Source organism: Verrucomicrobiia bacterium (assembly GCA_035629335.1).
In the GTDB taxonomy this organism is placed as follows: Bacteria; Patescibacteriota; Saccharimonadia; order Saccharimonadales; family Saccharimonadaceae; genus DASUUR01.
In genome coordinates, this window is sequence record DASPIB010000001.1 from 485387 (window position 1) to 497976 (window position 12590).

General features: G+C 48.0%; 24 protein-coding genes. All 24 read left to right on the forward strand.

What is annotated here, in order from left to right; all coding sequences use genetic code 11:
• The first annotated feature begins 177 nt into the window (after positions 1–177).
• The 24 genes from rpsJ to secY all read left to right on the forward strand — a co-directional run bounded on the left by rpsJ (position 178) and on the right by secY (position 12537).
• Entirely contained in the window at positions 178–501 is a 324-nt protein-coding gene (rpsJ, locus tag VD907_02655) for a 30S ribosomal protein S10 (GenBank protein ID HYG83753.1), read from the forward strand.
• Positions 502–587: 86 nt separating this feature from the next.
• Entirely contained in the window at positions 588–863 is a 276-nt protein-coding gene (locus tag VD907_02660; protein ID HYG83754.1) for a hypothetical protein, read from the forward strand.
• On the forward strand, positions 860–1594 hold the full coding sequence (locus tag VD907_02665) for a DUF3152 domain-containing protein (GenBank protein HYG83755.1): 735 nt from the start codon (positions 860–862) through the stop codon (positions 1592–1594). Before VD907_02660 ends, VD907_02665 begins: the two co-directional genes overlap by 4 nt.
• Before the next feature lies 1 nt (position 1595).
• Positions 1596–2351 carry a hypothetical protein gene (locus VD907_02670; GenBank protein HYG83756.1) on the forward strand — a complete coding sequence of 252 codons (756 nt, stop codon included), beginning with the start codon at positions 1596–1598 and terminating at the stop codon, positions 2349–2351.
• Between the two features lie 197 nt (positions 2352–2548).
• The gene (gene rplC, locus VD907_02675) at positions 2549–3163 is read left to right on the forward strand and encodes a 50S ribosomal protein L3 (protein HYG83757.1); all 615 of its coding nucleotides are present in this window, start codon (positions 2549–2551) and stop codon (positions 3161–3163) included.
• Complete coding sequence (gene rplD, locus VD907_02680; GenBank protein HYG83758.1) at positions 3163–3762, forward strand: 50S ribosomal protein L4; 600 nt, start codon at positions 3163–3165, stop codon at positions 3760–3762. The genes rplC and rplD overlap by 1 nt, the downstream gene beginning before the upstream one ends.
• Complete coding sequence (locus tag VD907_02685; protein ID HYG83759.1) at positions 3762–4076, forward strand: 50S ribosomal protein L23; 315 nt, start codon at positions 3762–3764, stop codon at positions 4074–4076. Before rplD ends, VD907_02685 begins: the two co-directional genes overlap by 1 nt.
• Complete coding sequence (gene rplB, locus VD907_02690; protein ID HYG83760.1) at positions 4076–4918, forward strand: 50S ribosomal protein L2; 843 nt, start codon at positions 4076–4078, stop codon at positions 4916–4918. Before VD907_02685 ends, rplB begins: the two co-directional genes overlap by 1 nt.
• A 3-nt stretch (positions 4919–4921) precedes the next feature.
• Positions 4922–5188 (forward strand): 30S ribosomal protein S19, encoded by a 267-nt coding sequence (rpsS, locus tag VD907_02695; GenBank protein HYG83761.1) that lies wholly within the window; start codon positions 4922–4924, stop codon positions 5186–5188.
• Positions 5188–5589 carry a 50S ribosomal protein L22 gene (gene rplV / locus VD907_02700; GenBank protein HYG83762.1) on the forward strand — a complete coding sequence of 134 codons (402 nt, stop codon included), beginning with the start codon at positions 5188–5190 and terminating at the stop codon, positions 5587–5589. Before rpsS ends, rplV begins: the two co-directional genes overlap by 1 nt.
• Positions 5589–6218 carry a 30S ribosomal protein S3 gene (gene rpsC, locus VD907_02705; GenBank protein ID HYG83763.1) on the forward strand — a complete coding sequence of 210 codons (630 nt, stop codon included), beginning with the start codon at positions 5589–5591 and terminating at the stop codon, positions 6216–6218. Before rplV ends, rpsC begins: the two co-directional genes overlap by 1 nt.
• A gap of 20 nt (positions 6219–6238) precedes the next feature.
• Positions 6239–6652: a 50S ribosomal protein L16 gene (gene rplP, locus VD907_02710; GenBank protein HYG83764.1), complete on the forward strand. Its 414-nt coding sequence runs from the start codon at positions 6239–6241 to the stop codon at positions 6650–6652.
• Positions 6653–6862 carry a 50S ribosomal protein L29 gene (gene rpmC / locus VD907_02715; GenBank protein ID HYG83765.1) on the forward strand — a complete coding sequence of 70 codons (210 nt, stop codon included), beginning with the start codon at positions 6653–6655 and terminating at the stop codon, positions 6860–6862. It abuts the gene before it with no gap.
• Positions 6862–7134, forward strand: a complete 273-nt coding sequence (gene rpsQ / locus VD907_02720; GenBank protein ID HYG83766.1) for a 30S ribosomal protein S17 — start codon at positions 6862–6864, stop codon at positions 7132–7134. Before rpmC ends, rpsQ begins: the two co-directional genes overlap by 1 nt.
• Positions 7134–7502 (forward strand): 50S ribosomal protein L14, encoded by a 369-nt coding sequence (rplN, locus tag VD907_02725; GenBank protein ID HYG83767.1) that lies wholly within the window; start codon positions 7134–7136, stop codon positions 7500–7502. The genes rpsQ and rplN overlap by 1 nt, the downstream gene beginning before the upstream one ends.
• A gap of 1 nt (position 7503) precedes the next feature.
• The gene (gene rplX / locus VD907_02730; GenBank protein ID HYG83768.1) at positions 7504–7839 is read left to right on the forward strand and encodes a 50S ribosomal protein L24; all 336 of its coding nucleotides are present in this window, start codon (positions 7504–7506) and stop codon (positions 7837–7839) included.
• Positions 7839–8420, forward strand: coding sequence for a 50S ribosomal protein L5 (gene rplE, locus VD907_02735; GenBank protein HYG83769.1), 582 nt, complete (start codon positions 7839–7841; stop codon positions 8418–8420). Before rplX ends, rplE begins: the two co-directional genes overlap by 1 nt.
• Entirely contained in the window at positions 8420–8689 is a 270-nt protein-coding gene (rpsN, locus tag VD907_02740) for a 30S ribosomal protein S14 (protein ID HYG83770.1), read from the forward strand. Before rplE ends, rpsN begins: the two co-directional genes overlap by 1 nt.
• A gap of 17 nt (positions 8690–8706) precedes the next feature.
• Positions 8707–9108, forward strand: coding sequence for a 30S ribosomal protein S8 (rpsH, locus tag VD907_02745; GenBank protein HYG83771.1), 402 nt, complete (start codon positions 8707–8709; stop codon positions 9106–9108).
• Between the two features lie 14 nt (positions 9109–9122).
• Positions 9123–9656, forward strand: coding sequence for a 50S ribosomal protein L6 (rplF, locus tag VD907_02750; GenBank protein HYG83772.1), 534 nt, complete (start codon positions 9123–9125; stop codon positions 9654–9656).
• 3 nt (positions 9657–9659) lie between these two features.
• Positions 9660–10013 carry a 50S ribosomal protein L18 gene (rplR, locus tag VD907_02755; protein ID HYG83773.1) on the forward strand — a complete coding sequence of 118 codons (354 nt, stop codon included), beginning with the start codon at positions 9660–9662 and terminating at the stop codon, positions 10011–10013.
• Position 10014: 1 nt separating this feature from the next.
• Positions 10015–10575, forward strand: a complete 561-nt coding sequence (gene rpsE / locus VD907_02760; GenBank protein HYG83774.1) for a 30S ribosomal protein S5 — start codon at positions 10015–10017, stop codon at positions 10573–10575.
• A 3-nt stretch (positions 10576–10578) separates the two neighbouring features.
• Positions 10579–11058 carry a 50S ribosomal protein L15 gene (gene rplO / locus VD907_02765; GenBank protein ID HYG83775.1) on the forward strand — a complete coding sequence of 160 codons (480 nt, stop codon included), beginning with the start codon at positions 10579–10581 and terminating at the stop codon, positions 11056–11058.
• A 111-nt stretch (positions 11059–11169) separates the two neighbouring features.
• A complete protein-coding gene (secY, locus tag VD907_02770) occupies positions 11170–12537 on the forward strand; it encodes a preprotein translocase subunit SecY (GenBank protein HYG83776.1) in 1368 nt (455 codons plus the stop codon).
• Positions 12538–12590 lie beyond the last annotated feature (53 nt).

Genomic DNA, 12590 nt, shown 5'->3' on the forward strand with positions numbered 1-12590 from the left:
TTTCACAACCAAAAAGAGCCGCCTGAAAAGCGGCTTTTTTGGTGAGTGGTGAGCGGCTAGAACTTGAAAAATACATTAAAACATGTATAATGTAGTTATAACATTAATCATGTCGAGAACTCGATCGCGAAAAACCGATAGAGGTTACGGCATTGCACATATAGCAAGGAGTCTTCCATGGCACAAACGAACAGTGAGCTACCACGTATCCGCATTCGCTTACGGGCTTATGATCACAAAGTGATTGATCTTTCCACAAAACAAATAATCGAAACTGTTAATCGTACTGGTGCCACCGTTAACGGTCCGGTGCCACTTCCAACCCGACGCAGTACATTTACGCTTTCGAAGTCGCCGCATGTGTATAAAACTGGTGGTGAAACATATGAAATGCGGGTTCATAAGCGCTTAATCGATATCATCGGTGCGACCCCAAAAACTATCGATTCTTTACAGAACCTCAGCTTGCCTGCTGGCTGTGATGCTGAAATCCGCATGTAGCACTGCTACTCGCAATAAAAAACTCGCCAAATTACGGCGAGTTTTTTATTGTGCAGTAGATTCGATAGGGTATAATCATAACAGCTATGAAAAATCCTCCCAAAAAATCTGCATCCAGCGAAAAAGACAGCACTTTTTTTCTCAAACTTGTACTATATATTCTTATCGGCACTTTATGGCTAAAGTTTAGCGCACCACTGGTTATTTTTGGTCTTCCAATTAATGGGTTGCCACTCGGTCTCGTTATTGGGTTACTTTTTGCGCGGCATGACCATTTTCAGATCGATCGAAAGATAGAATATGCCATTCTTTTGATCATGACTATTGTTACCTACTTTCTTCCCGCCGGGGTGGTTATATGAACGTCGTCAAAAAACTGCGTTTCTTAGTCGTCGGCGGCAGCATGTCGCTAGCGTTATTCATGCTGGCCGGCGTCATACAAGGGTCAGCACAAGCAGCTCCACAGTACGACTGCAGCCAAAAACAGGCTGTAGTATTATGCGGTTTGGTCGAATCAAAGAATGGCCTTGTCCACACACTAAGCGCCATTAAAGCACCAAACTTACCAGAGCCAGCATGGTTTCAACCAGTGCGCCCAGTAACCAGAACAGTAACCTATAGTGTTACTTCAAGAGGCGCAGTCACAACTAATATTGAAGAATTTGCCCGCCTAGCACAAGAAACTTACGATCACCCAAATGGCTGGATAAAACTCGGAGTGCAGTTTAAACGCGTTGCCAGCGGCGGTGACTTCACTCTTTACCTTGCCTCCGCCGATCAAATGACAACTTTTTCAGCGCTTGGCTGTGACTCTACTTATAGCTGTCAAGTTGGCCGTGATGTGATCATAAATCAAGATCGTTGGCTGTATGCCACGCCAGCCTGGAATGAAGGCAGGGGAAGTCTTCGTGATTACCGGCATATGGTTGTTAACCATGAGACGGGTCATTGGCTTGGTCATGGCCACCAGAACTGCCCAAGCCCCGGGCAGCCCGCCCCAGTGATGCAGCAGCAGTCGATCAATCTTCAAGGCTGCACGTTTAATCCCTGGCCGCTACAAAGCGAGCTATATTCATCGAAGTTAGGCATATAGCATGAAGAAAGCGCCATTATCACAAAAAATTGCTGCTGTACCAAAGATTTGGTTTATTATCGCCTCTATTCTCCTTTTAGCGATTATATTGCTCATCATGTGGCTTCAGAGTGGCGCTGCCTACGCCACTAAAACGAACACCGCAATCGATAAGCAAAAGCAGACCCTCTCTGCGCGAATAGCAGAGCAAGCCGCACACCTTAAAAGCGGCGAAAAACATAAAAAGATTGATGCGCTCACCGCCATTAAAGCCGTCGCTGCAACCCCAGTTTGTAGTGATCAACCTGCTTGGTGGCAGCGTAGTCCAGCTGCAGCGCAGGCAATCGAGGCATGTAAAAAACACATAACCAACACGACCGCACTGCAATCAGAAATTAGCTACACCACAGAATTGCTTAATTTTGAGGAAGCGATAACAAATGTACTTAAGCAGGCGAGCGCACAAGGCACCAATAAATCGCCGGATGATTACCTTAAGCAGTGGCAAGCGGCGCTGCCAGTATTCGAAAAAATGACGGTACCAGAAGCCGCCAAAGCCATGACGAGCAAACTTAAAGAGAACACCCAGCAACTGACCGCGGCTTGGCAAGCACTCATTGAAGCTGATAAAAATCAGAATAAACAGCGTTACCAAGAAGTGCTAAAGCAACTTCAAGCTCGCTATGCCTCTTTGCAGAAGCTATCAGGCGATAGTAAAACAATGCTCGAAGCAGCTCGCAACCGTTTAGTACGTTCCTATGTGTCGCTCGTAAACTAATACAACCGCTAGATCCCACAAGAAAAAGCGTGATCACATCACGCGGTAACAATATAGTTGACAAACAGCGGTGGTCTCTGTTAAAATTACGAGGTAACTTTTAACGAAATATTAAAGCAATTCTTGGTGAATTGGCAGGTCTGTTATCAGATACCACCAGCCACCAAGAATTTTAAGTGGGAGCGGGGGCTCAAAAAATGAAAGCACTTCTCGGTACCAAAGTTGGTATGACCCAGATCCTTAGCGATGATGGTGTTGCAATTCCTGTAACGCTCATTCAAGCTGGCCCTTGTACTGTGACTCAGGTAAAAACCGTCGAAAAAGACGGCTATAATGCAGTACAAATTGGGTATGGTGAGGGTAAGAAACTGAGCAATGCCGTGGCTGGCCATGTGAAAGCCGCAAACGTATCTCCGAAAGTTATTCGTGAGATCCGTGTCGATAATCTGCCTGAAGAGGTAAAGGTCGGCGATACTATTAACGTAACGAATTTCGCGCTGGGTGAAAATGTCAATGTCACCGGCACGAGCAAGGGTAAGGGTTTCGCTGGTACTGTTAAGCGGCACAACTTCAATACCAGCAAGAAAACCCACGGTGGTAACGGCAATGTTCGCAAGCCAGGCTCAATCGGTTCAATGTATCCGCAAAAAGTCTTTAAAGGCAAGCGGATGGCTGGCCGTATGGGTCACGACAAAGTAACAGTTAAGAACTTAACGGTTGCATTTGTTGACGTTGAGCACAACCTTATTGGTCTAAAAGGTGCCGTACCTGGTCCTCGTCGCGGAATCGTAACAATTGGAGGTAAAGCGTAATGGCTGAAGTTAAAACTACTTTACCAGAAAGCGTGTTTGCCGTTGACGTTCCGAACCACGAGCTGCTGAAACTGGCGTACGACGCCTACCTAGCAAATGCACGGCTCGCAAGCGCTACCACGAAAACTCGTGGTGAAATAAGTGGCGGTGGTAAAAAACCCTATCGCCAAAAAGGCACCGGTCGCGCCCGTACTGGTTCGATCCGCAACCCACTATGGCGTGGTGGTGGCACGGTCTTCGGTCCACTTGGTAACGAAAATTATAAGAAGAAGCTTTCGACAACTGCAAAACGAACAGCAGTTCGTCAAGCTCTGACACTTGCAAAGCAAGCAGACAAGATTGTCATTGCCGAGATCAGTACTACTGGAAAAACCAAAGAGGTAGCAGCGTTTCTAAAAGACAACAATGCTAATCGTCGTGTGCTTATCGTTGTCGACGAAAAAACTCCAGAGTTATTGCGAGCAACAGCCAACATTGAAAATGTTGTACTCGTAAGAGCGACCTACCTAACTGTTTTCCACGTACTCAATGCAGATACTATCATCATGAGTTCAAGCGCGGTGAAGGCTATTGAAGCTTGGCTAGGAGGAAATGCGTAATGACTGTTATAAGTCTTATCCCCCGCATGAGCGAGAAGGCATACGGATCTGCCCAAAATAACACCTATGTATTTAGCGTGCCCGTATCGGCCAACAAGCAGCAAATTGCTCAAGCCGTTGCCGAACAGTACAAGGTTGAAGTGAGTGACGTACATACACTTGTGTCAAAAGGCAAGGTAGTCCGTTTTTCACGAGGCACCCGTCGTATGCCTGGCACCGCTCAGCGAAAAGATACTAAAAAGGCCTATGTTACTTTGGTCGAAGGTAGCAGCATTAAGATTTTTGACGAAGCCGATACTAAGGAGACCAAGTAATGGCGATTAAAGCATACAAACCAACCACGCCAGGACGACGTGGTATGACAAGCCAGGACTTTTCGGATATTACTACACGTAAACCGTTGAAAAGCCTAGTAGTCATCAAAAAATCGACCGCTGGTCGAAATAACACTGGTCGAATTACAACTCGTCACCGCGGTGGTGGTGTAAAACGGTTTTACCGCATCTTAAACCATCGGCTTGCACCTGGTACGATTGCCACCGTTGAGCACATCGAATACGACCCAAATCGCAGCGCGCGCATTGCTCGTATCAAAGATCAACACGGTTTGTACCACTACATCATTGCTGACACTAATATGCAGATCGGCACAAAGGTCACCAGTGGTGAAGGTGCAGCCGTCGAAGCAAGTAACCGTTTATCGCTTAGCGCAATTCCAACCGGTACTCAGATTTACAACATCGAGCTACAGCCCGGTAAGGGTGGTCAAGCCGTTCGCGCAGCTGGCGCAAAAGCCCAACTTATGGCAAAAGAAGGTGACTATGCACTGGTACGCATGCCAAGCGGTGAAGTTCGCCGCTTCCGCGTAGAATGTATGGCAACCATCGGTGTCGTGGGCAACATTCAACATCAGAACGTTAAAATCGGTTCTGCTGGTCGCAAACGCCGTATGGGTATCCGCCCAACTGTCCGTGGTGTCGTCATGAATGCCGTCGATCACCCGCATGGTGGTGGTGATGGTGGTCGCCATGGTTCTGGTAAACCGCCACGAACACCATGGGGTCAATTGACTCTCGGTTTCCGCACCCGACGCCGTAAATATAGTAATAACATGATCGCAAGAAGCCGCCATGAAGCAAAGAGGAGGAAGAAGTAAACTATGAGCCGTTCTCTTAAAAAAGGCCCATACATTGATTTCAAGCTCGCGAAAAAAGTTGCGGCGCTTGGAAACGACGATCGAACCTTGATTAAAACCTGGGCTCGAGCAAGCACGATCACCCCAGAAATGGTGAACCGAACCATTGCCGTACATAATGGCCGTTTACATGTCCCTGTGTACGTCACCGAAATGATGGTTGGTCATAAGCTTGGTGAATTTGCTCCTACCCGTAAGTTCCGTAAGCACGGCGGTAAGGAGAAGAGATAATGACCGAAGTGAAAGATGTTCGCGCAATTGCTAAAGGGGTAACATTGGCGCCTCGCAAGGTGTCGTTGGTTGCCAGCCTGGTGCGTGGTCGCAGTGTGGCTGACGCACTTGTCATCCTACAGCATACTCCAAAGCGAGCTGCGCTTCCATTAGCAAAAGCTATCGCTAGTGCTAAAGCTAATGCCGTCACCACCCATGGTTTGAGCGAAAAAACACTGATAATTAAAGCTTTGCAAGTGACAGCTGGACCTCGCCTTAAGCGCTTCCGCCCAGCTGCTCGTGGCCAAGCTTTGCCGTATCAAAAACGAACCAGCCACATTCATGTAGTAGTGACCGGTGATGTGAAACCTAAGAAAGCTGTAGCCAAAGCTGAAAAAGCTACAAGCAAGGAGAGCAAGTAATGGGACAAAAAGTCAACCCCATCAACATGCGCCTGCAAGTAAATAAAGACTGGCGATCACGCTGGTTTGCTAACAAGCGCGAATTCGCTATCTGGTTAGCGCAGGACGCCGCGGTACGCGCGCTGATCGAAAAGAAATTTGCTTCACGGCCTACCATTAACAAGATCGAGATCGAGCGATCGGCTAACCTGGCAACTATTACGATCCACACGGCAAAAGCCGGTGTCGTCATTGGCCGCGGTGGTGCAGGTGTCCAAGACCTAAAAGCCCAGATCGAAAAAATTGTTGATATGCAGGTTCGCGTTAACATCGAAGAGGTGAAACGGCCAGAATTAGCCGCTAAATTAGTAGCTGAGAACATCGCTCACCAACTCGAACGACGCATTAACTTCCGACGTGCTGTTAAGATGACCGCTCAGAACACCATGACCGCCGGCGCCAAAGGCGTGCGAATCGAGGTCGCCGGTCGTTTGAACGGCGCTGAAATGAGCCGTCGCGAAAAAGAAATCCGCGGTAGTGTCCCACTACACACACTCCGCGCTGACATAGATTACCATTTAGCAACAGCCCGAACTCCTACCGGCATCATTGGTGTCAAGGTATGGATTTATAAGGGCGAGCGCGCCTAAGGTCGAAGGAGACGCTAGATATGTTATTACCAAAGAAAACCAAATTCCGCAAAGTACGAAAAGGCAAGAATGATGGCATCGCTACCGCCGGCAATTACATTGCTTTTGGTGATTTTGCCATTCAAAGCCTCAGCAACGAGCGCATTACAAGTCGACAAATCGAATCAGCTCGTCAAGCGATGACTCGCTACATCAAGCGCGGTGGTAAAATCTGGATCCGAATTTTTCCGCACACTCCAGTCACCCGTAAACCCCAGGACGTTAAGATGGGCAGCGGTAAAGGTAACCCTGAGTTCTTTGTCGCAAAAGTAAAAGCCGGAACTGTCATGTTTGAAATGAAAGGCGTCAGCGAAGAAATTGCTCGTGAAGCAATGCGCCTTGCAAGCCACAAGTTGCCAGTTCGAACGCGATTCATCAAACGGGAGGAAGCCTAAATGGCCTCAATTAAAGAACTAAGAGATAAAACAGTCGAAGAACTGCGGGCTGAACTTCGCGCAAAACAACTCGAGCAGGTTGAATTGAAGCGTTCGCACGCCGCGGGTGAAGTAGCAAATCCTCGACAGCTGACCAAAATTCGTCGAGAAATCGCTCAACTTGCGACCCTCATTAACGAAGCAGCGCAATCGACAGAGGAGAATGCATAATGGCAAAGAAAGTTATCGGAACTGTCACTTCTGACGTGCAAGATAAAACCATTGTAGTCACTGCAACGCGCCGTGTCACACATCCAGTGTACGGCAAGCAAAGCACCAAGACCCAGAAGTATGCAGCCGACGATCCTAAAAATGAAGCTCACGTTGGTGACTTGGTTGAAATCAGCGAAATCCCACCAAAGAGCAAGAATAAGACCTGGAAACTTGACCGGATTATTGAAACTGGTCACGGTTCAATTGAACTTGTCGAGGAGACTGCGTAATGATACAGCAAGAATCACGCCTCAAAGTCGCTGATAACAGTGGCGCAAAGGAAATCTTATGCATTCGTGTATTAGGTGGTACAGGACGTCGTTACGCAGGCGTTGGTGACATTATCGTTGCCTCAGTAAAGCAAGCTAGTCCAACCGGTACAGTGAAGAAAAAGTCTGTTGTTAAAGCAGTTATAGTGCGCACCAGCGACACGATCCAGCGCAAAGATGGCAGTACTATCAAATTCGACGAGAATGCCGCGGTTATCATCAATGATGACAAGCAGCCTCGCGCAACCCGCGTTTTCGGCCCGATCCCGCGCGAGCTCCGCGATCTTGGCTACAGCAAGATAATCAGCCTAGCACCGGAGGTACTTTAATATGGCAGCAAACCAATCGATTAAAAAGATCAAAAAAGACGATATCGTCAAAATCATGGCAGGTGCCCACAAGGGCAAAACCGGTAAGGTGCTCGCCGTAGTGACCAAAGAACAAGGTGTCTTGATTGAAGGCATTGGTAAAATGAAACGCAACATTAAGCCAAACCAGCTCAATCCGCGAGGGGGCACGAAAGAAATTCACGTGCCGATTCCAGTGAGCAAGGTCGCTTTGGTTGTTGACGAAAAAAGCGCCGCTACCAGCCGCATCGGTTTTGTTATGAAGGACGGCAAGAAAATCCGCGTCGCGCGTCAAGCTAAGAATAAGGAGATTAAGTAATGGCTACCAAGAGTATCAGCCCCGCCGCTCCGCGACTGAAACAGCTCTACAATGAGCGTTTGGTAGCTGAGCTTAAGAAAGAACTAGAACTCGATAATGTACATCAGGTGCCACGCCTTGAGAAGATTGTTATCAGTTCGGGCATCGGAAAGCATAAAGACGACAAGCGATACTATGAAGTTGTCACGAATACACTCACCAAAATTACAGGTCAAAAACCTGTTGACCGCATGGCACGAAAGAGCATTGCGAGCTTCAAGATTCGAGCAGGCATGAACCGGATTGGCGTCAGCGTCACGCTTCGCGGCGCACGTATGTACGAATTTCTTGATCGCCTAGTGAATGTTGGACTGCCGCGCGTTCGTGACTTCCATGGTGTGGGCGCTAAAGGATTTGACCGCAGCGGTAATTATAGCCTCGGTATTGTTGAACAATCTATCTTTCCCGAGCTCAACTTCGAGGACACCCAGGTGCTCCATGGCCTTCAGGTGACGTTTGTCTTCCGCAGCCAGAAGCCAAAACATACCCGTCTGCTATTAGAAAAATTTGGCGTACCATTTGAAAAAGGAGGTAAGCGCTAATGGCTAAAAAATCCATGATTGCCCGTGACCTTAAACGGCAAAAATTAATTAAAAAATACGCACAAAAACGCGCTGAGCTCAAAGCAGCTGGCGATCAAGAAGGCTTAGCTAAGCTACCACTTAACTCAAGTCCTACTCGCTGGAAAAACCGCGACGCTCTTACGGGTCGTCCTCGTGGTTACTTCCGCCGATTTGGTCTGAGCCGCATTAGCTTCCGTGAACTTGCCAGTCGAGGCGAGGTACCTGGTGTCACAAAGAGTAGTTGGTAAGAGAGGAACAGAGTATTATGTCATTACAATCATCTGACCCAATCGCCGACTTGTTGACACGTATCCGCAATGCGTCGCTTGTTGGCAAAACAGAAGTTCGCGTTCCAAGTAGCAAAATTAAAGAAACTATCGCTCGCGAGCTAAAAAAAGCGGGCTACATTACAGATGTAGCGCTAGAAAAAGCTACCCCGCAGAGCACACTCGTTCTAAGCCTGAGCGACTCCGGCAAGCGGTCGGTTATCACCGAAATTGTCCGTGTCAGTAAGCCTGGTCGTCGTGTCTATGTGGGCGCCGACGATATTCCACGCGTTAAAAACGGCCGCGGTATCGTGCTCATTAGTACAAGCAAGGGCGTCATGACTGGCCAGCAAGCTCGTAAAGAACGAGTTGGCGGCGAAGTTTTGTGTAAAATATACTAACAAGAGGAGAATATATGAGTCGAATCGGAAAACTACCAATTTCGATCCCCACAGGTGTGACAATCACGGTCGACCAAGACGTCGTGACGGTCCAGGGACCAAAGGGTACACTGTCGCAAGCAGTGCTCCCGCATGTCACGGTCAACATCGATGACACTACGCTTAGCGTGAAGCGCAAGAGTGATGAAAAGATCGCACGCGCACAGCATGGCCTGATGCGCGCCCTGATCAATAACATGGTGAATGGTGTTACAAAAGGCTTTGAAAAGAAGCTGGAAGTTAACGGCGTCGGTTTTCGCGTTGCTGGCGGCGGGCAACAAATTGAAATGCAGTTAGGCTTTTCGCACCCGGTTACCTATAAGGCCGGTGAAGGAATAAGCCTTACGGTCGAGAAGAATCTCATTACAGTGAGTGGCATCAATAAGCAGCAAGTTGGACAAACTGCAGCCGAAATTCGCAGCTTAAAGAAGCCTGAGCCATATAAGGGCAAGGGGATTAAATACCTCGATGAGCAAATCATCCGAAAAGCCGGAAAGACAGGTAAATAAACTATGAATCAGCTAGCAAAAAAACTACTTAGTCGGACCCTTCGAAAAAATCGTGTTCGCGCTAAAATTGAAGGCACCTCAGAGCGACCACGCCTCAGCGTTACTATTAGCAATCTGCATGTCAGTGCACAACTGATCGATGACAGCAAACAGAGCACGCTTGTGGCTGCGACAACCGTCGGTACCAAAACGAAAGGCTCTTTAACAGAGAAGGCTGCTTGGGTTGGTACGGAAATAGCCAAGAAAGCTAAAAAAGCTAAGATCACAAAAGTTGTGTTTGATCGAAATGGTCGCCGCTACGCCGGCCGACTAAAAGCACTGGCCGACGCTGCACGTAAGGAAGGAATGGAGTTCTAGTATGGCAGAAAACAATAAAACCACAACACAATCTCGCGAACGTCGCGCTCCACGAAACGATCGCACACAGCTTCCTAAAGAAGAAAAGCAATTTGAAGAACTGGTCATTAACATTGACCGCGTTGCCCGAGTTGTAAAGGGTGGTCGTCGCTTCCGCTTTAAAGCTTTGGTGGTTGTTGGGGATCGCAAAACCAAGGTGGGTGTTGGCGTGGCAAAAGGCCAAGACGTGCAAGCGGCAGTCGCAAAAGCGACTGATATTGCCAAGAAAAATCTCATCACCATTCCAGTAGTGAACGATACCATTCCGCACGACATCGAGGTAAAGGTTAGTGGCGCTCGAGTGCTTCTTAAACCCGCTGCTCCCGGTACTGGTATTATTGCTGGTGGCGTCGTACGCGCAATCATTGGCGTAACAGGTATTCGCAACCTCCTAAGCAAGTCGCTCGGTAGTACCAACAAGGTCAACATCGCTTATGCAACAGTCGATGCGCTTAAGAGCCTTGTCCCTGCCGATCAGTGGATCACTGCCCCTAAGAAGCGAACGGCAAAAAAGGAAGATTAGTATATGACGAAATATCACGAGCTAAAGGCAACAACTAGTAAGAACAAAAAGCGAGTTGGGCGCGGTATTAGCGCCGGCCAAGGTAAAACTGCTGGCCGTGGGACCAAAGGTCAAAAAGCACGCACCGGCAAGAAACTGAACGCAACCTTCATGGGTGGTCAGCGGGCACTTATGCAAGCCGTGCCAAAGCTGAAAGGCTTTAAGAGCTTGCGCACTCCTGCCCAGGTAGTTTACTTTGAAGACCTCAAGGCAGTTGAAGGTAAGACAGCTGATAACTTTACTCTTTTTGAAGCCGGGCTCATCATGACACCATTCCACAGTGTGAAGGTGATTGCTCGCGGCGATCTTTCAAGCATCAAAGGGCTGACCCTGCGCACTCAGGGTGCCTCGAAGAGCGTAAAAGCTGCACTTGAAGCAAATGGTGGCGCTTTTGAGAAAATTGCGGTACCATTACAACAGAGTGCAAAGCAAAAAGCTGAATAAACCAAAAAGTAAAAGGGCGCTCAAATATTCTGAGCGTTCTTTTGCACCTAGAGAGGGGGTAGCAATACGATGAGATGGCGGACAATTTTCGCATCGCTAAAAAGTCGCGATATGCAAAAACGCCTATTAATCGTGCTCGGACTCATTATCGCTTATCGTTTCCTGGCACACATTCCGGTGCCAATCGCCGAGCCAACACAGCTCAAGGAAGTAATCGATAACTTAGTCTCGAGTAGTGATTTTGGTGGGTTCCTGAACTTACTAAGCGGTGGTGCGCTGGCGAGCTTTTCAATTGTGCTAGTTGGGCTTGGGCCGTATATTACGGCTTCGATTGTGATGCAACTGCTCACAAAAGTCGTGCCGCGCTTTGAAGAGCTCCATAAAGACGGAGAATCTGGCCGTAAAAAGATTAATCAATGGACACGTATAGTATCTTTGCCGTTGGCAATTATTCAATCTATCGCGTTTATATTCATTCTTCGCCAAACTATCCTGGCGGGCAACACCACAGTGCTTGGAGAGACCACCATGGTTGAGTGGGTAGTGGCCGTCACGGCTATGACAGCCGGTTCACTGCTGCTTATGTGGCTTGGTGAACTAATGACTGAGCAGGGCGTCGGTAACGGTATTAGTTTACTGATTTTCGCTGGCATCATTAGCCAGTTACCGCAAATACTCACGACAATTGGCACGTCACTATTTTCAGCTGAGGGCGATCGCTTGAACGTGTTCAATTGGTTTACGCTCCCAGTGAATGCCACGGCCTTCTTTGTCACGGCTGCGGTGCTGATTTCTTCATTGCTCATATTGTATCTGTTAGTAAAAATTAATGAAGCACAACGCGTCATTAGCATTAACTACGCAAAGCGGGTCCAAGGGAATAGCCAGTACGGTGGCGTGAAGAGTTTGATGCCGATTAAGCTGATTACCGCTGGCGTCGTGCCGGTTATCTTTGCGGTGGCTTTCTTGGCGCTGCCGGCGTTTATCGGTCAGCTTCTCGTTGCGACTGGCAATGAGGCCTATAAAGAGATTGGTAACAATCTTATACTCTGGTTCCAGGCGCCACAACCAGGAACGTTTACAGGCCTGGCAGCAACCGATTTTATTTATCCGGTTAGCTACTTTATCTTGGTTGTGATGTTCACCTATTTCTACACGGGTATTGTCTTCAACACGGCAGAAATTTCAGAGAATCTTCAGCAGCAAGGTGGGTTTGTCGAGAACGTTCGCCCTGGTGCCAACACCGAGCGCTACCTCAAGACTATTGTTAATCGATTAACACTGTTCGGTTCGCTTGCGCTGGGTATAATCGCCATCCTGCCTTTCGTCGCTGAATATATATTCGCTCAGTTTGGCATAAACGCAGCTAACCTAGCTATTGGCGGAACGGGCTTGCTAATTGTTGTTACAGTAGCCATTGAAGCCTTACGTCAAATTAATTCGCGTGCCCTCATGGTAACTTATGATGAATACCGATAAAAATACTAAAATCACTTTACCTTTTGTGCAGTTTACTGTATAATTCACTATTG